Origin of the sequence: Kribbella lupini (assembly GCF_039529595.1) — a bacterium.
GTDB lineage: Bacteria > Actinomycetota > Actinomycetes > Propionibacteriales > Kribbellaceae > Kribbella > Kribbella lupini.
The window spans coordinates 1,021,487-1,044,447 of record NZ_BAAANC010000002.1 but is presented as its reverse complement, the minus strand read 5'-3'; the positions used below and the strand labels follow the sequence as shown (position 1 = coordinate 1,044,447).

The window sequence follows — 22,961 nt, the reverse complement described above, 5'->3', positions numbered from 1 at the left end:
GACCCGTCATCTCGGAGTCGTGAGGCCCCCGCCGGAGGCATTGCCTGCCGGAGGGGCGCCTTGACCTGTGAGAGGTCGATGCGGCAGTTAGCTGGTTGCGGCCAGCCATGTGTCGCGGAGCGAAACCGAAAGCGGGATCGTCGGGGTCCAGCCGAGGCGTTTCTCAGCGAGGCCGATGTCGGCGCATTGCCAGGCGACAGCGCCGGCCGATGCTTTGTGGGTGTTGGCGGTGCCCTGGCGTTCTTCCAATTGGGCGCCCGTACCGCTGAGGTCGATCAGTTGTCTAACCCAGTCGCCGGTCTGGACGGCTTCGCCCCGGCCGATGTTGGCAACTGGGGGCACCTCGTCGAGTAGCGCCGCAGTACAAGCCGCCGCGGCTACGTCCCGGACATCGAGGTAGTCGCGCCAGCCTGCAAGGGAATCCAGCGTGATCGTGGGGCTGTCAGGCGCGTTTCGCAGTTGCTCAATCAGGCTTCCGAGCATGGTGCTGGTGGGTGATTGTGGTCCGCTGATGTTGAACATTCTGAGGACGATCGCATCAAGGCCCTGATCGCGCGCGTGCAGGACGAGTTCAGACGCAGCGAGCTTCGTGTAGCCGTATGGGCTATTCGGCTGAGTCGGAGTCTCCTCATTCATCGGCGTCTCACCTTCCGACGAGCCGTACTCTGCCGAGGAGCCGAGCTGGACGAGCCGAGCTCTCGGCGCGCTGCTCGATAGTCCGAGAAGGAGCGAATGTGTGCCGACCACGTTGCCGCGCATCAAATCTGCCGTCGACCCACGCACTGCGCCCGAACAGTTGATGACCGCGGTGGGAGCGAAGCTGCGCAGGATCTCGTTGAGCTCACTCAGTGGCGCACAGGCCAGGTCGACGGCGGCATCGAAACCGGGCCGTGGTGTGCGCGTGACCTTGAGGTGCTCCACGCCGCGACTTTGTAGCGCGGCGCAGACGTGTTGGCCGATGAAGCCAGAGGCGCCCAGAACGAGAATCCGCTGAGAGGCATTGGGCTCAGCGCTGCTGACGGAGTCGTTCCCGGCGACGTACGGGGGCAATGAGTTCGGCATTGCTGACCTCCTGCGTATTGGGGTCGTAGTCGCATCGAACGAGGCATGACCACAGGTGGCCACGGGTCTCGCGGTGCAGCTCGGCGAGGTGTTCCGCTAGGTAAAGTGCACCGCCGCGGGAGCCCGGTGCATGGATGCCGGCGCAGTAGAGCCAGGTCCCGTTTCCATCGGGCCGGGGAAGTGTGCCTAAGTAGGCCAGATCGCCACCGTCACCAACATGGCGCGGGGATCGCAGCTTCTCGTCCGACGACTTGTCGAGCAGATACCAACTCTCGTCATCGCGCTCGAAGCCGTAGGCCGTGTCCGACGCAAGGATCTGAGTCAGCCAGGGTGACTGTCGCGGACCGCATGTGACTATGAGGCCGTCCCGGTTGAGATCGACGTACTCGCCAGCTGGTAGATGCTCGGTGTCGGTCCCGAGGCCGTACTCCCGGGCGAGGCGCTCGATATCTTTCTGGAACGCAATGTCGCTCTCGTGCACAACCGGGCGTTGAGGACCTTCCGGGTAAGGCGCCTGTTCTACGGGCAATACGACGTGCACCGTGTCGCCGGTGCTCAGCAGCACCCGCTCCGGTCGACGGCGCGGTGCCCCGAGCTGCGAGAGTCGGGCCACGGATATCCCGGCCTCGGCAGAAATCTGGGCGAGCGTCATACCTCGAGCGCGCAGGGCGTCCACCGCCCCGCGGCGGATTTCTCCGACCTCAGCGGTCGTCGCCTGGAGCGCGGCGAGGACGTCGCCGGAGTACCGCAGCTGCTCCATCGGGTCGTCTATCGACCGCAGCCGCTCAACCTCTTCCACCAGTTACCTCCGTCTCCTGGGCTCTCATCCTAGTGCCTCTGCAGATCCGGCTTAAGGGGGGCTTGAATTTCGGATTCAAGGGGTGCTTAAATCTTCCGTACAGCCCAGCCAAACATGGCAGGCGCAAGCCGGATGAGGTCTCAGATGACAGAGAAGCGAGCGGGGCTCGTGCATCAGCCAGCCGAGCCAGAAGAGAACGACTCAATCGCGGGCAGCCTCCGCCAACTCAGCAGAGAGCTCGCCCTGCGGAGCGCCCTGCGGAAGCGCGCAGCCGGGGTGCCGAGCTACACGATTCCCGAAGCAGCTGCGCTCTGCAGCGTCTCGCAGGAGCACCTTTACCGACTCGTCCGGGCGGACGCATTCCCTGCAGTTCGGATGCAACGCGGGGATGGCAAAGGGCGCTATGTAATCCCGGCCAAGGCGGTCGAGCAACTGCTGAATGACGCAGTGGTCGGTGGCGGTTGCGTCGAGGCGAGCGAATGGGCCGCCGGCTGGAGCGGTGCTGCCTCGCAGCCGGCCGGAGGCGCGGCGTGAAACGCCTTCTCGCCCGCTGGAGAAGCGGAGTGCCTCCAAGTGCGCGCGATCAAGCCAGAACGACTTGGACCGGCCCTGCCACAGGCGCCAACCAGAACAGGGCCGGTTCTCCCATCACTCAGCTAAGAGCACAGGAGGTGTCCAGCATGACGGATGCTGGCGAGTCGGTGAGCCGGTGGGTTCCGCCGGTGGGGATGTTGGACGTCGCGCCGGAGCGTGCGGCGGTCATTCGGGGGTTGTTTGAGCTGGCCGCGTTTGTGGCTGACCACCCGCAGCTCGGGTTGCCGTTCGTCGAGGCGGCCTGGCTGGTGTGCGAGGAGTCGTTCAGCGCGGACATGCGGATTGTCGAGGCTGCGGGGGAGGCGCTCGGCGTGATGCCAGCGCTGGCTCCGGGCGCGGGCTACTCGGTGCGGACCCGGTTCGCTTCGCCGAGGGTGAGTGTTCGGTTCACGGCCCACCCCACGCCCACGGGTGGTGTGGGTCGATGAGCACGCACCTTGACCTGGCGAAGTGGATGCACGACTCGGCCGCTGGCGCGATCGAGCGGGCTGATAACAAGGCCGGTTTCGCTGTACCGGTCGAGACGGCGCTGACCGCGGTGGTGCTTGCGCTGGTGTCGCAGTCGGGCGGGTCGCCGATCGGCGCCCGGGTTCTGCTGGGTCTGTCCCTGATCGCGCTGGCGGTCGCAATCGCTGCAGCGATGTTGGTGGTCGTACCGCGGCTGCACACGCCGGGCGAGCAGTTGGTGCCGGGGGAGTTCCTGTACTTCGGCGCGGTGCGGCTCCGGTCGATGGAGCAGCTGCGCCGACACCTCAACCCCAACCCTCACGCGTACCCGAGCGAGGAGGTCGCGGGGCCGTGCGAGGCGGTGAGTCACCAGGCCAAGGTCTTGTCGGAGATCGCCTGGTCCAAGCACCGTCTGGTGCGGGTGTCGTTCCTCGCGGTGTCGGTGGGCGGTTTCCTGGCGGCGGCCGGTTGGCTGCTGGGTGGTGGTCGGTGATGGAGCGTCGACCGAACGCGCGAGACGGTGTCGTGCTCCCGAAGCTGGGTTTGTCGATGGCCGGCGTGCTGGCCGGTGGGATCGTGCTGATCGTTGCGGCGCCCGCTCCGCTGGCCGTCGAGGTCGGTACGTGGCTGACCGTCGGGGGAGCGCTAGGACTGCTGTCGGTGGTCCTGATGTTCTGGCAGGTCGGCCGGGGCCTAATCGTGTCGATGCCGCTGTGGCTCGGTTACGTCGGGTTCCTGGCCTCCCGGGTGGGTGCGCCGGGCGGCATCGGTACCTGGCTGGTTGCGGCCGGTGTGCTGGTGCTGGTCTCGGCGGTGCTGATCAAGGTCAACCAGCCGATCGGGGCTGGGATCTCGGTTGGTGCGTGGCTGGTCTACGTCGGCCTGGCGCTGCGGGCGCTGCCTGTCAGCCCGGAGATCCACCGCTGGTGGCTGGCCGCGGTCGCGGTCGGCGCCATGGTTTCGCTGGGGACGCTGGCGCGGGTGCTGTTCTCGCGGTCCAGCTCGCGCGGCCTGCTGCGCCGCCTGGGGCGGGCCGGGCGTGAGACCGACGGTCTCGCCTCGAGCGTGGACGTGTTGCGTACCGCGTCGGCGCGGGGTCTGCGCAAGCAAATGGCGGTCCTGCGCCCGTCGCTGGCCGAGCTGTCGCGCTGGCAGCGGCGCCTCGTCCGCACCGCAGAGCTGGGCGTGAAGATCGCGCGCGTCGGACTGGTGTGGCTCTGGTCGTCGACTCAGCACCACACGATCACCTTCGGCGGTCCCCGGCAGGGCAAGACGCAGCTGCTGATGAACTGGATCCTGGACGCGGTTGGCGCGGTGATCACGACCTCGACCAAGCAGGACGTACTGCGCGACACCGCCACCGCCCGCGCCGCGAAGGGGCCGGTGTGGGTGTTCGACCCCAGCGGCGTGATCACCGCCGGGTCCGAGGTCGACGCGCTGGTCGAGTCGCTCGGTGGCACGTGGGTGCGGTTCGACCCGCTGCAGGGCTGCGAGCTCGCCGCGGTAGCGATGGACCGCGCCGCCGACCTGATCGACGGCATCGGCCGAAACAAGAGCGACGGCCAGGGCGAGCGCTGGGACGGATTCGCCAAGCAGACCCTGCAGGCGCTACTGCACGCCGCCGCGCTGGGCGGCTACTCAATGTACGACGTGCAGCAGTGGGTCGCCCACCCGTCCAAGGAAGCGGCCAGCACGGTCCTATATCAGCTGGAGGCCGCCGGAACGACGGCCGCCGGGATGATGCAGGAGGCCAAGCAGTTCTTCACCAACAACCCGAACACCCAGTCATCGATCTCGACCACAATCATGCCCGCACTGGGCTGGCTGTCGGTACCGAGCGCGGCGAAGGCGGCGGCGCCCGGTGGCCAGCAGTTCGACGTCCAGGAACTGCTCGCCACCAACGGCACGGTCTACCTGATCGGGGCCGAGGACAAGAAGACCTCGCCGCTGGTCACCGCCCTCACAGCGAACATCGCCCGGCAGGCCAAGGCGATCGCGGCCCGGTCGCCGCGCGAGCGACTCGACCCGTCGCTCACGATGGTGCTCGACGAGGCCGCGCTGATCTGCCTGATCCCGCTGGACCAGTGGTCGGGTGACTTCGGGTCGCGCGGGATCACCATGCACATCGCCGCACAGTCCCGGGCGCAGATGCGGCAGCGGTTCGGCGACGCCGCGACCGGTGCCCTGCTCACCAACTGCGCGACCAAGATCCTGTTCGGCGGATCGGCCGACGGCGAGGACCTGCAGTACTGGTCGACCGTGGCCGGCGAGCGGGAAGAGCCCGCCGTCACCAAGGACCGCTCGACCGGCGCCCAGTCGATCTCCACTCGTAAGTCGACGGTGCTCACCCCGGCCCAGGTCGGACAGTTGCGCACCGGGCAGGTACTGATCATCACCAACGGCATGCCGCCCGCGATCACCAATGCCCGGATGACCTACAAGCGCCTCGACGTCCGCCTGGCCAAGTTCCGGCGCCGACCGGCGGTGCGCTGGCTCACCACCCTCACCGAGACCGTCGCCGACGCGACCGGCGGCTGGCTCCTCAGCCAGGCGGGGTGGCTGTGTGACCAGGTCATTGCCGCCGACCGGGCCGCGACCGTCCGGGCCCGGGCCGTCGTACGGAAGGCCACCGCGCCCTTCGCCCGCCGTGCCGCCGGAGTCCTGGCCTGGCTCGACGCGAACGATCCGGCCCGCGAGCTCATCGCCCGCGTCCGGCTGATCGGTGCCATGCGCAACGCACGCGCTGCTTTGGCGGCGCGCACCGAGCGCGAGCGCGTTGAGCGCGAGGAGGTGCAGCAATGACGGCTCAGTTCTACCTCGGCACCCACCAGCCCGGCTGGCTGCGGACCAGCGGTGTTCCGCTGTTCGTCTCCGACAGGCGCCTGCGCGGCTACAAGACGCTGCCGCGAGCCAAAGCACCTTGGGCTCTGGATTCGGGCGGTTTCACCGAGCTGTCGACGCATGGATCGTGGTCGGCCGGCCCGACGCCGCGTCAGTACGCCGAGCGGGTCCGTCGCTACCGCGACGAGATCGGCGGGCTGATGTGGGCCGCGCCGCAGGACTGGATGTGCGAGCCATGGATCCTGACCAGGACTGGTTTGTCGCTGCTCGAGCACCAGCGACGCACGATCGACAACTACCGCGAGCTGCGGGAAACCGCTCCCGATCTGCCGTTCGTTCCCGTGCTGCAGGGATGGCACGTCGACGACTACCTCGCGTGCGCCGACCTGTACGCCGCCGCCGGCGTCGATCTGCGATCGGTTCAGGTCGTCGGACTCGGGTCCGTGTGCCGCCGCCAGGCGACCAGCGAGGCCGTCGCCATCATCGATGCGCTTCGCGCCATCGGCATCACGCAGCTGCACGGCTTCGGTTTCAAGGTCCTCGGGCTGCGCCGGTGCGGGCACCGGCTCGCGTCGGCTGACTCGATGGCTTGGTCCGTCGAAGCCCGCCGCAGCGCGCCGCTGCCGGGCTGCCAGCACAGCAACTGCGCCAACTGCCGCCTCTACGCGCACCAGTGGCGTCACCGGGTCCTCGGCTCGATCCCGCGCTACGAAGAACTCGCCTTGTTCGACACGCCACGCGCTGCCTCCTCCGAAGGAGGACAGCGATGACCGGACAACCGGAGTGGGTCGAGCTGTGGGACGGGCGCAGTTGGCCCGGCACGGTCCGCGACGGGTTGCCGGAGTTCCGTCGCCGCCAGGCACCCGCCGGGTTGGCAACCCGTCGGCAATTGCGGAGCAAGGGGCTGTGCCCGGGCGGGCAGGAACCGTTCGCCCGACTCACGTGGAAGCGCAGCGACAGATTCGCCTGGCTGTACGTCGAGGCCAACGCGAAGCCGAAGCGGACCGCGACCGATGCCCAGTTGGCCGCGGTTGAGAAGGCTCTGGCGGCGCGGAAGGTCTGCGCCGAGTGCGGCCCGGTCGACCACTTCGTCCGCACCACCGACCACCTGTGCGGCGACTGCCACTCCGACGGCGTCGAGCCCCGTCCCGACCAGGGCGCGACCTGGAGGACCTTGCACAACTGGATGGACGACGCCGACGACAGTGCCGACGACGATCCGGCGGTCGAGGCGTCGGCCGCCGTCGACCAGGCCGCCCAGGCGGTCGAGCAAGCCGCCGGCGAGCGCCGTGCCCGCGACGACGCTGCCGAGCGCGACGGGCAGTTCGCGCGCTGGCACACCGACGACACGGACCGCGCCCCGGCGCGCGGTCACCACGACGAGTTCCCGGCCGGTGACGAGTCCTGGCCGGGAGTGGAGGTAGGAGCAGCATGAAGCACCAAGACCACGAAGAGCCCGCCGTGGCCGCACAGCGCGCGGTCGCCGCCCTGGCTCGTACCGTCGAGGCGTTCAGTCGCGACCTGCAGGCGGTCAAGAGCGGGTTGCGGCAGAGTGCCAGTGCCCAGGATCTGACCCGGCTGGCGAAGGTCGTGACGGAGTTGGGCGACGCGCTCACCCAGTCGCCCGCGAAGCGAACCAGCAGCAGCGGTGGCGACGAGGCCGCGCCGGCGGTGCGGTCGTGGTTGGTGCTGGCCGAGGACGAGGCCGCCGTGCAGGCGGTGCTGTCGGAGTTGCTGCCGTGGCTGCAGACGGTCTACCTGCGCTACAAGGACGGCCGCGAGTCGCTGCCGGTGTGCTGGCTGTGGCACCCCGAGATCGTCGAAGAGCTGCTGTGGCTGATGGACGCCTGGACCGCGGCGTTCCACGGCGAAGAGGCGTCGCTCAAGCTCGCCGGTGACTGGCACGACCGCCAGCGCCCCGGTGTCGCCAAGCGCGTCACCGGCTACGGCGAAGGCTGCAGCGTCCTGGCCCACCGCGAGCACGCCGGACGGCCCGCCGTCACGGTCCCGCTGATGACCGACGCGGACCCGTTCGTGACCTGGTGGGCCACTGACCGCGACCAGCACGGCCCCACCCCGACCCCCGAGCAGGTCAAGGCCGGGCGCCCCGGCGGCGCCTCCCTGACCGCCGTACCGAACACCGCTGGAGGCCAGCGATGAACACCAACCGGGTCCTTGCCCTCAGCAACCCTTTCGGGGACTACGCTCTGCCGGACGTCGGGCGGGTTGCCGAGATCGCCGCGATCGCGGCCGGGGCCGCCGTCACGATCGGCCTGGTCGCGTGGCTGGTCCGGCGCGCGGCGCGTGGCGCCAGCCGGGTGGCTAGCCGCCCGGGTGCCGGTCGGCGGGTGCTGATCGTGGTGGCGATCGTTGCCGCGTTCGGGGTCGCCGCGATCGGCGGCGCCCGTTCGTTCAGCGCCGTCTCGGAGAAGTTCAACAGCCCGCTCGTGCCGCTGGTGGCTGACGGCATGATCATCGCCTGCACCGCCCTGCGGCTGGCCGCGCTGACGCGGGGCTGGCGGATCCCGGGCGCGCTGGTGACGACGTACGTGTTCATCGGCGGCACCGTGTGGCTCAACGTCGACACCGCCACCGGGATCGCCGACGCCGTCGCGCACGCCCTCGCACCGATCGCCTACGCCGTACTGGTCGAGATGCTCGCCCATTTGCTGCGACTGCAGATGAAGCTTGCCCAGCCCGCCCGCGCGAAGCTGTCCGCGCTGACCTGGTTCACCTCCCCGGTCATCACCACCAGGGTCTGGTTGCACCTCGCTCGGACGGGCACCGACGACCCGGTCGCAGCTCGGGCGCTGGTTCAGCAGGTCGTGCGGATGTCGTCGCGACTGAACACCGTCTGCCCGAGCCGCCGCGTCCTGCCGATCGACTCCGCCCGGGCCGCGCGGTCGGCCGCGCTGCAGACGATCCGCGACGGCCTGCTGACCGCCGGCCAGCTCGCTGCCCTGCTGCCCACCACCGACAGGATGACCGCGGGCGAACTGCTCGCTGTCGTCGACTCCGCGGCGCTCGGCCTGCCTGTTACGGACGAGCAGGCCCCGGCGCGGAGCGAGTTCCCGCTGTGGCTGGTGCTGTTCCTGCTGGCCGCCCGCCGTGACCAGATCGACCCGGCCGATCCCGACGACGTGTCCGAGGTCACCGACGGCGAGGAGACCGCCGAGGACGAGGCCCTGGCGGTGCAGTTGATGGTCGGTTACGTCGTCGGTGCACTGCTCCACCAAGGCGGCGCGCGGATCGTTTCGGAGCAGCGCGCTCCGCAGGCTGCACCGCACCACAACCGCACCGGTGCAGCCGCACCGCGCTCCGGTGAACCCGCTCCGGTGCACCCCATGAGCCAGGCCGGTGCAGCTGCTCCGGTGCACCAGCCCGCCGCTGCGCGCAACAGCGGTGCATCGGTGATCAGTGCACCTGTCTCCGAGTCGCCGCGAAGCGGTGCAGGTGGTGGGGGAGAGGCGCGGAGCAAGCGCGGTGACGAGGCCGACTTGGCGGTCCTGGTGGAGGCATCGCGGCGCGACCACGGTGGCGCGCCCCTCGGGCAGCGCGAGATCACCCGGGTTCTGGGTTGTGGGTTCCCGAAGGCGCGGCGGCTCGCCGACCGGCTCGGCTGGGTCGAGCCCAAGAACACCACCGACGCCGCCAGCGATCCGGATAACGACGGCAACGGCCCATCCGAAACCGATGCCGACAGCAACCACCAACAGCAGCACAACGCCACCGACGAAGCCGACGAACTCGAAACGAGCAGCACCCGATGAACATCCGAAGCGAGCAGACAAGCCCGATCCACAGGTCAGGCCCATCCAGCATTCAGCAGCCCTCAGCAGGGGAGCGGAGGGACGAATACGTCGATACACACCTATGCATCACGATCAAATGGAGCCTCGACTCCGATTGTCGTCGGTCGGCTAACCCGCCCGCCGCGGCGGCGTGCGCCGCCGCCGGCGTGGCCGGGGGCCGGGCCGGTGGTCGCTCGTGCTGACGGTTTCGAGCGGCCACAGCGCCGACTACCTGACCGGCGCGGTCGCGGCCGGTCGGGAGAACTACTACACCGGCGCCACCGCTGCCGGTGAGCCGCCGGGCCGCTGGTCAGGCCGGGGCGCGGAGGCGCTCGGGCTGTCCGGTGAGGTTGGCACCGAGGAGATGAGCGCGCTGTACGAGCGGTTCCTCGACCCGCGCGACGAACGGTTCGGCGACCCGATGCTGTGGGACGAGGCTGACACCCTCGGCCACACCGGTCGCGCGTACAAGTCGGAGGAGGAGATCTACCAGGCTGCACTGGCCGCCGAGCCCGGTGCAGACGCGGAGCGCCGCGAGGAGCTGCGCGCGGAGGCGGGACGCAACGTGCGCCGCAACGTCGCGTTCTACGACGCGACCTTTTCGGTGCAGAAGTCGATCACCGTCCTGCACACCTCGTTCGAAGCCCAAGAGGTCCGGGCGGTGCGGGCAGCGGAGCAGGCCCGGGCCGCTCTGCCCGGTGCAGTTGTGGAGGCGGAGCGGAGCGGGGACCGCTCCGCGGTGCACCGTTTGCAAGCCGCGGTGCAGCGCGCCCAGACCGAAGCGCTGGCCTGGGGCCAGCAGCGGCAAGCCGTCGAGGACGCGATCTGGGCCGGTAACCAGGCCCTGCTCGGCTATTTGTCCGACAAGGCCGGATACACCCGGGTCGGGCACCACGGCGGCGCCGCTGGCCGGTGGGCCGATGCCCACGACTGGACCGTCGCGTCGTTCTTCCAGCACGACTCCCGCAACCACGACCCCCAGCTGCACATCCACAACGCGATCCTCAATCGGGTCCAGGGACCGGACGGTGAGTGGCGCACGATCGACGGTGCCGCGTTGCACCGCTACCGCGGCGCCGCCGGCGCGATCGGCGAGCGGGTGATGGAACAGCACCTGACCCAAGCGCTCGGTGTCCGGTTCGCGATGCGGCCCGACGGCAAGTCCCGCGAGATCGTCGGCGTCGACCAGGCCGTCATGGACCTGTTCAGCTCCCGCCGCCGAGCCATCACCAAAAAGACAGCCAGGCTCGTGGACGAGTTCCGCGACAAGTTCGGCCGCGAGCCGAACGGCCTGGAGCTGGACCGGCTCCAGCGCTCGGCGACGTTCGCGACCCGCAAGGCCAAGTCCCACGACGGCGAGACCGTCGAGGATCGCCTGGAGCGCTGGGACCGCGAACTGCGCGCCGAAGTCTCCGGGGGGCTGGCCGCTGTCGCCGAGAAGGCCCTGCAGCACGCCGAGGCCGACCGCGCGGCGCAGCCGCTGCCGGAGGCGAAGGTGGTCGAGGAGGCGCTGGCCGAGGTCCAGGCAACCAAGGCTGCGTGGACCGCGGCCGACCTGACCCGGGCCATCAGCAACCGTCTGCCTGACGATCTCGGCAACCGCACGCCGGCCGAGATCGTCGAGCTGCTCGACACACTGACCGAACGGGCACTCGAGCGCGCCTGGTCGATCGAGGCCGCCCGCCCGGGCGACGCGAGCCTGCCCGACGAGCTGCGCCTCAACGACGGGTCATCGGCGTACCGGGCGCCCGGTGGGGAGCGGTTCATGACCGCCGCTCATCGCAGCGTCGAAGAGTCGCTCGCCGAGTTGGGTTACGCGCGCGGCGCGGCAGCGATGAACAGCGTCGACGCGGCCGGCTTCGTGAACCAGCTCGCCACTCAGGGCTTCACTCTTGGCCGCGGGCAGGATCTGGCGCTGCGCGGGATCCTGACCTCGGGCGCGAAGGTCGAGGCACTCATCGGCCCGGCCGGCACCGGAAAGTCCCGTGTCGTCGGTGCCCTCGCCAAGGCGTGGGAAGACCCCGCGCTGTGGGGTGGCCGCCAGCAGCGCATGGTCGGCCTCGCCGCATCGCAGGCCGCGACCGAGGTCCTGGCCGGCGACGGTGTCACCGCCCGCAACATCACGCGCTGGCTGATGACGCAGGACAAGATCGCCAACGGTACGGCGAACCGCGAGCAGCTGGCGTGGGCGCTGCGCGACGGCGATCTGGTCGTCGTCGACGAGTCCGCGATGGCCGAGACCGCCGATCTCGCTGCGATCCAGCGGCACTGCGAGGCGGCCGGGGCCAAGCTGCTGCTGGTCGGCGACCCGCGCCAGTTGGCCGCCGTCGGTGCCGGCGGCGGCATGGAACTGGTGACCAAGACCGCACTGACCCACGAACTCGGCGAAACCCACCGCTTCCAGCAGGACTGGGAAGGCCCAGCCTCGCTGCGGCTGCGCGCCGGGGACGCCTCGGTGCTGGCCGAGTACTACAAGTACGGCCGCATCATCGACGGCGAGCACGCCGAACGCGCCCAGCGTCTCGCGGCCGACGCCTGGCTGGCCGACCACCTCAAAGGCCTGAACACCCTGCTCGTCACCGACACCAACGAGCAGGCCGCCAGCGTCGCCGCAGAGCTGCGCGCCCGCCTGGTCAAGCTGCGCCGCGTCGACGACCTGAACACCGTCGAGCTAGGAGGCGACGGCAACCGCGCTGGCCGCGGCGACCTCATCCAGGCCCGCATGAACGACTGGCAACACAAGGGCGAGGACGGCACCAGCCGGCCCGTGTTCAACCGCGACGAGTTCCGCGTCGAGGAGATCCTGGTCAACGGATCCATCCGAGCGATACCGCTCGACCGCGACACCCGCCAGCCCATCGAGGGCCAGAGCGTGATCCTGCCCTCCTGGTACGTCCAGGAGAACGTGACACTGGCCTACGCCGCCACCGTCCACGCCGCCCAGGGCGCCACCGTCGACACCACCCACGGCGTCGTATCGGCCCGAACGTCGCTGAGGTCGCTGTACGTGCAACTGACCCGCGGACGGATCTCTAACACCGTCCACGTCGTCACCAAGGCCGCCCACGCCGACGCCGAGACCGGCGAGGTCGCACGCGCGGCGCGCAAGTCCGCGACCGCCGTCCTGGCTGCGGCGTTCGACGCCGACGAAGCCGCGCCGGAGTCCTCGGGCCTGCAGGCCGAAGCCGACGACGCCGCCGACGCGGGCACGTACCGCACGGCGTTCGAACGGCTCACCGACGCCATCACCGTCGCCACCGGCGACCGCACCGCCCAGTGGCTGCAAGCCCTCGAAGCCGACGACGTACTCACTCCCGACGAGTGCCAGCGGCTGATCGGCGAGGACGGCGCAGCGACCCTGTCGACCTTGCTGCGCCGCGTCGAGCTCGCCGGCGTCGACGCCGAACAGGTCCTGCGCGACGCGATCGCGAAACGCTCACTGGAAGGCGCCCGGCAGCTGACCAGCGTGCTACAGGACCGCATCACCCGCACCACCGAACTGGACCCGACCACGACCAGCCTTGCCGACCTGGTTCCGGCGACCGTGAGCGCCCAATGGAGCACCTACCTGCACGAACTCGCGGCCGAAGCCGACAAGCGCCACCACCAGCTCGGCGAGGCGGTCGCCGACGAGCAGCCGCAATGGGCACTCGAGGCCCTCGGCCCGGTGCCGGGCACCGACAGCCCAGGCGCCGAGACGGACCGCGCGACGTGGGTCGAGCGCGCCGCTGCCGTGGCCGCTCACCGCGAGATCGCCGGCATCACCGACCCGGCCGAAGCACTCGGGTCGGCGCCGAAACCCGGCCAGCCGGAGATGTATGCCACCTGGCGGCAAGCGTGGCGGGCGCTCGGCCGCCCCGAAGCCGACCGTGCCGAGGCCGAGATGACCACCGGCCAGCTCCGCGTCCGAGTCCGCGCCTACGACCGCGAGCAGACGTGGGCACCGCCCTATGTCGCCCACGAACTGGCCGGGACCCGCGCAGGCGCCGAAGACCAGCGCCGTGAGGCCACTCGCCTGCGCGCCGAAGCCGCCGCCCTGTCCGCCGAGGGCGTAGATCGCGTCCACGAATTGCAGGTCCAGGCGGCCGAGGCTGAAGCGCTCGCCGAGGCGCTCGACGCGCGCGCCGCCGAGCTGCAGCTGGCCGACGACGCCCGGGCGACCTGGTACGCCCACACCGCCGAAACCCGCGCCGCCGCGCAGCGCGCCGCCGACGAACTCGCCACCCGCGGTATCGACAACACCGACGACGGACCCACCGTCGACGACTGGATCGCCGCCAACCTCGCCGCCGACCGCGCCGAAGACCCCCACCGCGTCATCACCGACGAGCTCGACCTCACAGAAATCGCAGCACAGCAAGAACGCGACCGCGCCAGCGCCGTACGAGCCGACGAGTTCGTCGAAGCCGAACTCGTACACGACCAGCTCGACACCGGCCGCGACGACGCGGAGGACATCGCCGACGAATCCATATCCGACGCCGAGATTGTCGCGGAACCCAACAACACCGACCAGACCGACCCAGTCGAGACGCAGAGCGACTTCGACAAGCCGACGGCCAACACCGTCGACGACCTGGCACCGGCCGACCTGCGCGACGTAGCCGCAGCCGAGGACCACGCCCCCGAGGCCGAATCGATGCGGATCCCGACCGCAGACGAAACCGCCGACGCCGTACGGCGCGCGCAACGGGCGCTGATCGAGCTACGGCAGCGCGAGCAGGCCGACGCCGAACGCGAAGCCGCCGAAGCCGACCGCCGCGAAGAGGATCTCGCGGCCTGGCACGCCGAACGCGAGTTCAGCGCAACCGATGCCACCAGCAACCACACCCAAGCCGGCGACTCGCTCGGCCTGGACGACTAGCCCCACAAGGAGAACGATCATGGCGAAGTTCACAACCTGGCTCGACGGACTGCTCAACCGGATCGCGCCGCTGCAGCCGACGGGTGACTACCCGGCTCAGATCCAGCGGGCTCAGGACCGCATGGACACTTTGGACCGGCTGGCCGACACCGAGCCGGACTCGCTGCGCGCAGCGGCGTACCAGTCGGTGTGGCAGACCATGGGCGAGGAACTCGGGTTCGTCGTGGCCGACCTCGACCGCGGCCGGCTCAACGACGAAGCACTGACGACGGCGATCGAGCAGTGGGAGAACTACGGCCGTGCCTACCTCGCCCAGAACGCGATCAGCGCCGACACCGTGTTTCCGCAGCGGCAAGGGACGAACTACGACCCGGCCGGCGACGTCGCGCTGGCTCGCGACGCGATCCGCACCGACCTGCGCCAGGCCGAAGGTCGCGGCGACCAGCACCGCGCCACCGTCCTGCGCGACTTCGACGCCCAACTCGACAAGATGGTCGAGCTGTACACGCTGCAGGCCGCCGACCAGCGCGCCGCGGGCCGCGACGAGACCCCGAAACTGGACCGGGAAGCCTTTCGCCGGGAGCTCAGCGAGCACGCCGCGTTGTTCAGCGGCAAGGTCCACCCCGGGCCGGAGATCGCGCTGCCGAACGCTCTCTTTCCGGCGCTGTCGTCGAACCACCCCGGACTGTGGGAGCGGCACCAGCAACTGTTCAGCGCGACGCTGGACTGGTCGTCGAATGTACGGCACCCGATCCTGAACAGCACCCAGTACGAGCCGCCCGCGGCGGCGTCGTCCGCCGTGCGTGACCACGCTGCCGCCGTGCACGCCTGGGCGCTGGCCGAAGCCAAGCAGGCCCGCAACGCCGGGCAAAAGGCGCGAGCGGATGGGCTGCAAGACTTCGCCGACGACGTCGTCATGGTTCTCAGCCAGTACGAGGATCGCGCCACGACCAACCCCGGCCAGGACGGTGAAGACCTCGACCAGCTGGACCGTCACGCGTTCGGAGACGCGCTGGACCACGTTGCCGGGCTCGGCAACGAGAGCCTCACCGACGACGACGCGATCGTGCTGCCCGAGCAGCTGCGCACCGGTGCATACGAGCTCGGCGACGATGAGGATCCCGAAGACGTCGAGGCGCGACTGATCCTGCGCCGCCACCAGCTGTTCCCGGGGCTCGGCCAGCCCGTGGAGTCAGTCGAGGTCGCAGACGTGCTGCTCGATCACCTGGACAACGTCGAGGACTGGATCAGGCTCCGCCCGCCCAACCTGGGTCACCGGCCACTGATCGTCGGATTGTCGCAGCAGGCCGACCAGGCGGTTGCCGCCGGCGACTTCGAGCTGGCCGCCCGGTACCGCGAACTCGCCGAGCAGATCGACGACCAGGCCCAGTTCGACGAATACGAGGCGGTCGAAGGCGCGCTGCGGGCCCCCGACCGGCGTGCCCACCTCGCCGAACAGCAGACCCTGACCGAGGCGCGCCTGCAGGAGCAGGTCTCCCGCCACGGGCTGGTCCTGCCCGACAGCAACGCCGACCAAACCGGCGCCGAGCCGCTCGAGCGCGACAGCGACCAGATGCTCGAGAACGCCGTCCAGCACGCCTACGACATGATCGTCAGCGACCGGGCCGCCGAACGCCAGTTCGACCTCGGAACCCCCAGCGACCATGACCCCGTCGACCTCGGCCAGCTCAAGCATCGCCTCGCACTGCACAGCCGGCTGAGTGACGCCACGCCCTACGCCTCCGAGCAAATCGACCAGGCCCTGCAGCGCCTCACCACGCACCAGATCGGTCCGCGCGCCGAATTGCTCGATTACAACGAGCACGGCGAGCGCCGCCCCAGCGTGCGGATCACCGGCGACGCGCAGTACGGCGTCGCCGTCGACGCGGGTGCCGGCGAGCAGGCACGCCGTGCCGACGACGACACCGCGGCGGACGACCACAGCGACCGACTCGCCGAGCTCGTCAGCGCCGCCGAGCGCGCGGAAATGAACGCGGAACGTCTCGACGACGCCGACAACCCAGCCGGCGCAGCACGGCTGCGGGAACAGGCCCGGCAATGGCTTCAGGAGGCCGATCAGCTCGCAGCGGCGGCCGATCTAGGGAGCATCTACACCGACACCGACGCCAACACTGGTGACGAGTTGGGACCGTCCGAGCAGACCGGCGACGCAGAGACAACGGGCACTTCAGACCTGAGCCAGAAGGATGTCGCGAAGTGGCGCGACCGTCTCACCGCATCGGTCATGGAAGAGGCAGCGCGGACGAAGGAACCGCTCTCGTTCTCCTCCGCCAACTTCGCTTCGCCTCCTGCAACCATTCATGCGCCGGCGCGTGAGACCGGCGCCGCCGTGGGGCGCATTTTTCAGCCCAGGGTCGACTTCGACAGCTGGCTCGACCAGTCCACGCAGCACCAGATCGACGCTCCTAGCGGCACTAACGCCCCGATCGACAGCGATTCGACACGGACGACACGGGACGTCGAGGCAGCGAGGACTGAGCAGGGCGACGCCGCACCCGACGCCGAGTGGCGGCGAGAGCTTGACGCCGAGCTGGAGGCGGCCAAGTACAACGAACCGCAGCGCCGCCGGAAGACACTCGCGCGCCAAGTCGACGAACTCGCCGACACCGCGGCAAGCAACGGTGACGCCGAGCGGGCGAGGCGGCTGAGGATCCTCACCAGCGACACCCGTCATGTTCCGTACGCCTGGGATGGCGAGTCCGAGATCATCCCTGGGCCCTGGCAGACCGCAGCCGAGGAAGTTGCCGAGGCCGAGGTCTCGGCAGGACGTGAGGTTGCCGGCCGCGAAAGTACCGACCAGGAAGGCCGCGACGACCATGGCAGTGCCGAGCAGGTCGACGACGACAGCGACGAGCTGGCCGACCCCGCGTCGTACCTGACGGCCGAGCAGCGCGCCGCGGCCGAAGCCATGGAAGCCCCCGATCTCGGACACGCCCGGATCGCCGAGCGGCTCGCGCAGCTTGCCGGCGAGGCTGCCCACGCCGGGGACGATGAGCGTGAGGAGCGGTTCGGCATGCTCGCCGACGACGTACGGTTCGCGGCCGCAGATGCTGAGTACAACGCGATGCAGCTGGCGGCCGCCAGCAGCGACAGCGAGGCGGAGTTCGTGCGGGGCGCGGCGCGACCTTCAGACGTGGGTCCAGCAGCAAGCCAAGGGCCTGCAGGTCCAGCTGCCAGCCGATCTCGGTGACGAGAGTGAGGCCACCGACGACAAGCAAGCGCGCACCGAACATGCCGACGAGTTGGAGGCCGCCGAGTACAACGACCGTGCGCGCGGTAACGAGACGCTCGTCGCCCAGGTCGACGAGCTGGCGGCCACCGCCGAAAGCAGCGGTGACGTGGAGGAGAAGATCGCTGCTCGCGAGGGCGTCGAGCTGGTCGCCGCCGGCGACCGCGGCGACGAACCGTCGGAGAGCGTCAAGGCGGCCACCGAGACCAGCGCGTGCTCGGTGGCGATCAGCCGTGCGCAGCGCTCGGTCGAGCAGGTTCACGAGCGGATCGAAGTCGACCAGCAGATGCGGGACGAGCGCGATGACGAACTGGTCCGCTGGCACGCCGAGGACCGTGCCACCGAAGCAGTCGACGAGCAGGCCATTGAAGACACCGGGCCGGCGCTCGGCGACGACCAGCAGGTCTGACTCGGCTGACGCCCCGCCCTCTTCGGGGCGGGGCGTTTTCGGTCCTGCGGCCCGAGCAAGGTCCCGGTGCCTGGCTGGGGCTGGCGGGCGGCTAGCGGACCAGGTCCCCTCCGGCCAAGTCGGTCCCGGCAGTTCTCACCTGGAGGACAAACCGCGTCCACCAGCTGACAACGGCCGAAACCAACTTGGCCGGGGCCTCTGACCCGGCCCGCTAGGCGGCAGTAGCCGGCAGGCCCCCAAGAACGGGGCTGCCGCTACACAAGCCCACCAGCGAAAGGGATGACCACCGTGACCAACGACCGGAACAGCATCCACAGCACGACCTGCGCCCTCTGGTGCAGCCCGAAGAAGTACCGCTTCTGCGGCTCGCCGATCTGCTGCGAGCACCTGCACACCCCGCAGGCCGTTGCCGCCCGCAACAACACCAAGGGCGGCAAGCGATGACGACCAGGACCAGCGAGCACCGCGACGTCACCCCGGCCGAGCAGCCCTACGTGGACGGCAAGTTCGTCAGCCTCTGCTCGTGCGGCGCCGAGTTCTTCGGCGACGACCCAGACGACGCCGACTACCAGCTGCTCGTGCACAGCGCTCCCGACGAGATCACCAACTAACCCACCGGCCGGGGACGCGCCGTGGTGAAGGACTACCAGACACCCACGGCGCTCCCCGCACCACAGGAAGGAGCCGACCATGACTTTGAGCTTGACTGACCTGTTCTGCGGCGCCGGTGGATCCAGCTCGGGCGCGATGCAGATCCCGGGGATCGATGTGCGGATCGCCGCGAACCACTGGGCGCTGGCGGTGGCCGTGCACAACCTGAACCACCCCAACACCGACCACTCCACCGCCGACCTGCACAAGGAGGACCCGAGGTTCTTCCCGCGCACCGACATTTTGTGGGCCTCGCCGGAGTGCACGAAGTGGTCGCAGGCCAACGGCAAGCAGCTGCCCGCGATCGAGGAAGGGCTGTTCGAGGACCCGCTGTCCAACGAGGCCGCGCAGCGCTCGCGGCTGCTGATGTTCGACGTGCTCAAGTTCGCCGAGTACCACCGCTACCGGGTGATGATCATCGAGAACGTCGTCGACATCGCCGTCCAGGAAAAATACCGGCTGGCGTGGCACGTGTGGCGCCAAGACCTGATGAAGCTGGGCTACAAGTTCCGGGTCGTGTCACTGAACTCGATGCACGCCCAGGCGTTCGGGCCGCCGGCGCCGCAGTCGCGGGACCGGATCTACATCGCGTGCTGGCTGGACGGGACACCGGCGCCGGACTTCGAGCAGATCCTCCGTCCGCAGGCGTACTGCACGCGCTGTGAGGCGATGGTGGAGTCGCAGCAGGCGTGGGCTCAGGGCAAGTCCGTGGGCCGGTACCGCCAGGCCTACCACTACGTACACGCCGCCTGCGGCACCGTCGTCGAGCCGGGATACCTCCCCGCTGCTGCGGCGATCGACTGGAGCGTGCCGGGGGAGCGGATCGGGGATCGGTTGAAGCCGAAGACCCGGGCGCGGATCGCTGCTGGGATCGCTCGCTACTGGGGCGCGTTCCACTTGGAGGCGGCCGGGAACGCCTACGACGCGACGGACCCGAACCACCCGCGTTACGGCGACCCGGACGGCTACTACCGCGCCTGGGGGATGGATGAGGTTCTCCGGACCCTGCATACCACTGCGTCGAAGGCGCTCGCGGTTCCGGTTGAGGGCCGCGACGGTAAGCAGGCCGACCCGATGTGGTGGCCGATGCGGACCCAGACGACCCGGGCCGAGACCGCAATGGTCACACCGTTCGTCGCCGAGCTGCGCGGTGGCGGGTCGGACGCACGGTCGGTGATGCAGCCCGCGGCGACGTTCTGTGCCAGCGGCAACCACCACGGCCTCGTGACCCCGTCCGGCGGCTCGTGGAACGACGACGCCCGCCCGACCGACGAAGCGCTGCGAACCCTGACCACCCGGGAGGCGTACGCACTGGTCTCGCCTTACTACGGCAACGCCCACTACGCCAAGCCCGCCGACGAGCCGATGGGAACCCTGACCACCGTTGACCGCTACGCGCTCGTGCACCGCAACAACACCGGCGGTGCCGAGATGACGACCCCGGTCACTGAGTACATGCGAACGCTCACCACCGCCGGGCACCAGTCGCTGATCCAGGCCGGGCCGCGTGGCGGTCGCCCGAAGGTCTCACCGGCCGACCTGAAGGAAGCCGAGGCGATGGTGCCGGAGTGCCTGTTCCGCATGTTCATGCCGCGCGAGGTCGCCGCCGGAATGGCGTTCGCGCCCGACTACCGATTCGACGTCCTCAACGAGAAAGGCAAGCCACCCAGCAACCGTGACCTCGTGAAGATGACCGGCAACGCCGTCACCCCGCCCGCCGCCAGGGACATGATCGGCGCCGCGATCGCACCACTCGGCTACGCCGCCTAACCAACACAACAGGGGAGGGCCGCACGGCGTACCGGCGGCCCTCCCCACCCACCACACAAGGGAGATCCGATGAAGCCCAAGGACAACGACGCTCGACTCTGGGCCCTCATGCTCGACCCGCTACGCGAAGCCGGCCACGACCAGACCGCAGCCGAACTGCTCAGCCGCCGACTGGTCGCGCTGGTCCGCCGCGAACGCGACCCGCAGCGCCGCACTTATGCGCCGGGCGACCCGCTGCCTGACCCGGCACCCGCGATGCTCGTCGACCTCGACGGCGCCGTGTGGGAACACCAGGACGCCGGAAACTGCATGTACAGGATGAGGAAGACCAGCCGGGCGCAGTACGACGAGACGACCGAGTGGGAGGGGGTCCGGCTGTGGCCCTACCTGCTGGAGGAGGTTGGGCCGCTGACCAGCACCACCACGGAGGGAGGCTGATCATGTATCAGCGCATCCCCATCGGAACGGTGATCACGACCTTCGAGCAGGTGGAGGAGCTGAGCGCCGCAGCCATCTCTGCCGTGGTCATCGACCGCGACGGCACGCCGTGGATCGTGTTCCAGAACGAAGACGGCGACGACTTCGCCATCACCGCGGAGTGCCCCGACGAAGGAATCCCGGCCCAGCTCGGCTTCTGGGGTCTGTGCGAGCGCGGCCCGCTGCGGGTGGTGTTCAACGGCGACACCAGCCCAGAAGCGTGGGGCGGCCTGGAGCAGCACAATGAGGTGAAGTCATGACGATCAAGGTCCGGCTGCTCGGTGAACCCGACGAGATCAACGCGATGGTCGTGCACCTGCAGGAGGAGTTCGAGGTGGCCGGCGGTGAGCGCAGCTACCCCAACCGTGGAGATTTCGGAGTCCGCGTCTACCTGGCGGTCCGGACCCGCGCCGCGGCCACCAGCAAGAGCGCGCAGCGCGAACGCGTCCAGGACGAGGCGAAGGAGGTCGATCCGTGAACACGAACCCCACCACCAGCAGGGGACGGTCTCGAGCTGCTGCACCGGACCGGCTGGCGCGTGCGGCTCACTGGCACGCAGCCCGTGGTCTGGCGGTGTTTCCGCTGTCGCCTGGCAGCAAGATCCCGGCGGTCGAGGACTGGCCGCACATCGCCACGACGGACAGCGACCAGATCACGCGGTGGTGGCGCGAGGCCGCGTACAACATCGGAGTCGCCACCGGCCCCTCTGGGCTGCTCGTCGTCGACCTCGACCGACCCCGCACTCCTGACCAGATCGCGCCGGCCACCGCACGCGGCGCCAGCTGCGGACGCGACGTACTCGACCAGCTCGCGGAGGCAGCAGGCCAACGACTGCCGAAAACCTGGAGCGTCACCACCCCCAGCGGCGGACAGCACCTGTACTTCCGGCGGCCTGAAGGGGTCGAGTTCGGCAACAGCGCCGGGCGGCTCGGATGGAAGATCGACACCAGGGGAATCGGTGGGTACGTGGTCGGAGCTGGATCGATGATCCACGGCCAGCGCTACCGCGCAGACGTCATCCGCCGGCCCGCCCTGCTGCCGGACTGGATCGCCAACCAGCTCACACCGCCGCCACCGGCTGAAACCCCCAACGCACCGCACAACGCCGACGCCTACGCCCTGGCCGCGCTGACGGGAGAACTCGACAACCTCCTGGCCGCCACCGAAGGCCACCGCAACCACACCTTGAACCGCGCCGCGTTCCTGCTCGGCCAGTTGGTCGCCGGCGGCGCGCTCGACAAGGCCACCGTGCACGACGAACTCCTCTCGGCAGCCGAACGCATCGGGCTCAGCCGCGCCGAAGCCGAACGCACCATCCACTCCGGGCTCCGGGGCGGCGCACAGCACCCCCGATCCAGGAAGACCGCCTAGAGCTTCCCCGACGCACGTGAGGCGCGGAACCGCAGCTACGCGGTTCCGCCCCTCAGCGGTTCGAGTGCCGACCCGGTGTCAGGCTGAGCGGTGCTCGACCGGGGCTACAGCGCTGGGCACCGCTCCCTGGCCTGAAGCCCAGTCGATGACGTCGCGGACGCCCTCCAGGTACCCCGGCTGAGGCGGCATCGATGCGGACTTGTAGCCGTCAGGAGACCGCTGGATCAACGAGCCGACCTCCGCCCGGATAGCCGCGACCGCGGCCGGCGTCGCAGTCTCCACATCAACTCCCGGTACCGGGAGCGGCGGCCACATGCGCGTCCAATCTGTAGGCGAAGGGCTGAGACGCTGCTCGGCGCCGGTCAGCCAGCGGAAGGTCCCGACGACACCGGAGGTGTAGTTCGTCTCCCACTCCCGCCCGTCGCCACTAACTACAAGCTCCGGCAACGCGGCCTCAGCCCGTCGCCAAACGTCCACAAACTCCGACGAACCGACCCGCACGTTGGCGAACGGCTCAACCACCCGTACCCGGTCAGTGATCTCCATGCCACCAACGGTCCCAGACACCGCCGACACTTTCCACGCCACGAAGCCCCCAGTTGTCACCCGCGATGAGCCTACGTTACATTCGAACA

21 protein-coding genes are annotated in these 22,961 nt (G+C 69.6%); 18 read left to right on the top strand and 3 right to left on the bottom strand.

Going from position 1 to position 22,961, the window contains the following annotated elements; genetic code table 11:
- Positions 1-87: 87 nt before the first annotated feature.
- On the bottom strand, positions 88-1,062 hold the full coding sequence (locus ABD235_RS18170) for an NAD-dependent epimerase/dehydratase family protein (protein WP_344175428.1): 975 nt from the start codon (positions 1,060-1,062) through the stop codon (positions 88-90).
- Positions 1,007-1,861 carry a hypothetical protein gene (locus ABD235_RS18165; protein ID WP_344175426.1) on the bottom strand — a complete coding sequence of 285 codons (855 nt, stop codon included), beginning with the start codon at positions 1,859-1,861 and terminating at the stop codon, positions 1,007-1,009. Before ABD235_RS18165 ends, ABD235_RS18170 begins: the two co-directional genes overlap by 56 nt.
- A gap of 144 nt (positions 1,862-2,005) precedes the next feature.
- On the opposite strand from ABD235_RS18165, the gene ABD235_RS18160 reads away from it, so the two are divergent.
- The 18 genes from ABD235_RS18160 (at position 2,006) to ABD235_RS18075 (ending at position 22,326) form a co-directional block, all read left to right on the top strand.
- Positions 2,006-2,395, top strand: coding sequence for a helix-turn-helix domain-containing protein (locus ABD235_RS18160; RefSeq protein WP_344175424.1), 390 nt, complete (start codon positions 2,006-2,008; stop codon positions 2,393-2,395).
- A gap of 137 nt (positions 2,396-2,532) precedes the next feature.
- Positions 2,533-2,883 carry a hypothetical protein gene (locus ABD235_RS18155; protein ID WP_344175422.1) on the top strand — a complete coding sequence of 117 codons (351 nt, stop codon included), beginning with the start codon at positions 2,533-2,535 and terminating at the stop codon, positions 2,881-2,883.
- Positions 2,880-3,395, top strand: a complete 516-nt coding sequence (locus ABD235_RS18150) for a Pycsar system effector family protein (protein WP_344175420.1) — start codon at positions 2,880-2,882, stop codon at positions 3,393-3,395. Before ABD235_RS18155 ends, ABD235_RS18150 begins: the two co-directional genes overlap by 4 nt.
- Complete coding sequence (locus ABD235_RS18145) at positions 3,395-5,704, top strand: type IV secretory system conjugative DNA transfer family protein (protein WP_344175418.1); 2,310 nt, start codon at positions 3,395-3,397, stop codon at positions 5,702-5,704. The genes ABD235_RS18150 and ABD235_RS18145 overlap by 1 nt, the downstream gene beginning before the upstream one ends.
- Positions 5,701-6,513 carry a deazapurine DNA modification protein DpdA family protein gene (locus ABD235_RS18140; RefSeq protein ID WP_344175416.1) on the top strand — a complete coding sequence of 271 codons (813 nt, stop codon included), beginning with the start codon at positions 5,701-5,703 and terminating at the stop codon, positions 6,511-6,513. Before ABD235_RS18145 ends, ABD235_RS18140 begins: the two co-directional genes overlap by 4 nt.
- The gene (locus tag ABD235_RS18135; protein WP_344175414.1) at positions 6,510-7,178 is read left to right on the top strand and encodes an RRQRL motif-containing zinc-binding protein; all 669 of its coding nucleotides are present in this window, start codon (positions 6,510-6,512) and stop codon (positions 7,176-7,178) included. Before ABD235_RS18140 ends, ABD235_RS18135 begins: the two co-directional genes overlap by 4 nt.
- On the top strand, positions 7,175-7,903 hold the full coding sequence (locus ABD235_RS18130; RefSeq protein ID WP_344175412.1) for a hypothetical protein: 729 nt from the start codon (positions 7,175-7,177) through the stop codon (positions 7,901-7,903). The genes ABD235_RS18135 and ABD235_RS18130 overlap by 4 nt, the downstream gene beginning before the upstream one ends.
- Entirely contained in the window at positions 7,900-9,513 is a 1,614-nt protein-coding gene (locus ABD235_RS18125; RefSeq protein WP_344175410.1) for a DUF2637 domain-containing protein, read from the top strand. The genes ABD235_RS18130 and ABD235_RS18125 overlap by 4 nt, the downstream gene beginning before the upstream one ends.
- A 217-nt stretch (positions 9,514-9,730) precedes the next feature.
- Positions 9,731-14,398 (top strand): MobF family relaxase, encoded by a 4,668-nt coding sequence (mobF, locus tag ABD235_RS18120; protein ID WP_344175408.1) that lies wholly within the window; start codon positions 9,731-9,733, stop codon positions 14,396-14,398.
- A 19-nt stretch (positions 14,399-14,417) separates the two neighbouring features.
- On the top strand, positions 14,418-17,609 hold the full coding sequence (locus ABD235_RS18115) for a hypothetical protein (RefSeq protein WP_344175406.1): 3,192 nt from the start codon (positions 14,418-14,420) through the stop codon (positions 17,607-17,609).
- Between the two features lie 52 nt (positions 17,610-17,661).
- Positions 17,662-18,057, top strand: coding sequence for a hypothetical protein (locus tag ABD235_RS18110; protein WP_344175403.1), 396 nt, complete (start codon positions 17,662-17,664; stop codon positions 18,055-18,057).
- Between the two features lie 288 nt (positions 18,058-18,345).
- Positions 18,346-18,501: a hypothetical protein gene (locus ABD235_RS18105; RefSeq protein WP_344175402.1), complete on the top strand. Its 156-nt coding sequence runs from the start codon at positions 18,346-18,348 to the stop codon at positions 18,499-18,501.
- Positions 18,498-18,668: a hypothetical protein gene (locus ABD235_RS18100; RefSeq protein WP_344175401.1), complete on the top strand. Its 171-nt coding sequence runs from the start codon at positions 18,498-18,500 to the stop codon at positions 18,666-18,668. Before ABD235_RS18105 ends, ABD235_RS18100 begins: the two co-directional genes overlap by 4 nt.
- 79 nt (positions 18,669-18,747) lie before the next feature.
- Positions 18,748-20,478, top strand: a complete 1,731-nt coding sequence (locus tag ABD235_RS18095) for a DNA cytosine methyltransferase (protein ID WP_344175398.1) — start codon at positions 18,748-18,750, stop codon at positions 20,476-20,478.
- Positions 20,479-20,547: 69 nt separating this feature from the next.
- Positions 20,548-20,916, top strand: coding sequence for a hypothetical protein (locus ABD235_RS18090; protein ID WP_344175396.1), 369 nt, complete (start codon positions 20,548-20,550; stop codon positions 20,914-20,916).
- A 2-nt stretch (positions 20,917-20,918) separates the two neighbouring features.
- Complete coding sequence (locus ABD235_RS18085) at positions 20,919-21,215, top strand: hypothetical protein (protein WP_344175394.1); 297 nt, start codon at positions 20,919-20,921, stop codon at positions 21,213-21,215.
- On the top strand, positions 21,212-21,433 hold the full coding sequence (locus ABD235_RS18080) for a hypothetical protein (protein WP_344175392.1): 222 nt from the start codon (positions 21,212-21,214) through the stop codon (positions 21,431-21,433). Before ABD235_RS18085 ends, ABD235_RS18080 begins: the two co-directional genes overlap by 4 nt.
- Positions 21,430-22,326 carry a bifunctional DNA primase/polymerase gene (locus ABD235_RS18075; RefSeq protein ID WP_344175390.1) on the top strand — a complete coding sequence of 299 codons (897 nt, stop codon included), beginning with the start codon at positions 21,430-21,432 and terminating at the stop codon, positions 22,324-22,326. Before ABD235_RS18080 ends, ABD235_RS18075 begins: the two co-directional genes overlap by 4 nt.
- Positions 22,327-22,404: 78 nt before the next feature.
- Here the strand turns inward: ABD235_RS18075 and ABD235_RS18070 are convergent, their stop codons facing one another.
- Positions 22,405-22,872 carry a hypothetical protein gene (locus ABD235_RS18070; protein ID WP_344175388.1) on the bottom strand — a complete coding sequence of 156 codons (468 nt, stop codon included), beginning with the start codon at positions 22,870-22,872 and terminating at the stop codon, positions 22,405-22,407.
- Between the last annotated feature and the right edge of the window lie 89 nt (positions 22,873-22,961).

What these genes read in the sequence shown, in the direction of transcription:
- ABD235_RS18170 (WP_344175428.1), bottom strand. Translation starts at nt 1,062, where the DNA reads ATGCCGAACTCATTGCCCCCGTACGTCGCCGGGAACGACTCCGTCAGC.
- ABD235_RS18125 (WP_344175410.1), top strand. Translation starts at nt 7,900, where the DNA reads ATGAACACCAACCGGGTCCTTGCCCTCAGCAACCCTTTCGGGGACTAC.
- ABD235_RS18100 (WP_344175401.1), top strand. Translation starts at nt 18,498, where the DNA reads ATGACGACCAGGACCAGCGAGCACCGCGACGTCACCCCGGCCGAGCAG.
- ABD235_RS18135 (WP_344175414.1), top strand. Translation starts at nt 6,510, where the DNA reads ATGACCGGACAACCGGAGTGGGTCGAGCTGTGGGACGGGCGCAGTTGG.
- ABD235_RS18145 (WP_344175418.1), top strand. Translation starts at nt 3,395, where the DNA reads ATGGAGCGTCGACCGAACGCGCGAGACGGTGTCGTGCTCCCGAAGCTG.
- ABD235_RS18130 (WP_344175412.1), top strand. Translation starts at nt 7,175, where the DNA reads ATGAAGCACCAAGACCACGAAGAGCCCGCCGTGGCCGCACAGCGCGCG.
- ABD235_RS18080 (WP_344175392.1), top strand. Translation starts at nt 21,212, where the DNA reads ATGACGATCAAGGTCCGGCTGCTCGGTGAACCCGACGAGATCAACGCG.
- ABD235_RS18085 (WP_344175394.1), top strand. Translation starts at nt 20,919, where the DNA reads ATGTATCAGCGCATCCCCATCGGAACGGTGATCACGACCTTCGAGCAG.
- ABD235_RS18150 (WP_344175420.1), top strand. Translation starts at nt 2,880, where the DNA reads ATGAGCACGCACCTTGACCTGGCGAAGTGGATGCACGACTCGGCCGCT.
- ABD235_RS18115 (WP_344175406.1), top strand. Translation starts at nt 14,418, where the DNA reads ATGGCGAAGTTCACAACCTGGCTCGACGGACTGCTCAACCGGATCGCG.
- ABD235_RS18095 (WP_344175398.1), top strand. Translation starts at nt 18,748, where the DNA reads ATGACTTTGAGCTTGACTGACCTGTTCTGCGGCGCCGGTGGATCCAGC.
- ABD235_RS18070 (WP_344175388.1), bottom strand. Translation starts at nt 22,872, where the DNA reads ATGGAGATCACTGACCGGGTACGGGTGGTTGAGCCGTTCGCCAACGTG.
- ABD235_RS18140 (WP_344175416.1), top strand. Translation starts at nt 5,701, where the DNA reads ATGACGGCTCAGTTCTACCTCGGCACCCACCAGCCCGGCTGGCTGCGG.
- ABD235_RS18160 (WP_344175424.1), top strand. Translation starts at nt 2,006, where the DNA reads ATGACAGAGAAGCGAGCGGGGCTCGTGCATCAGCCAGCCGAGCCAGAA.
- ABD235_RS18090 (WP_344175396.1), top strand. Translation starts at nt 20,548, where the DNA reads ATGAAGCCCAAGGACAACGACGCTCGACTCTGGGCCCTCATGCTCGAC.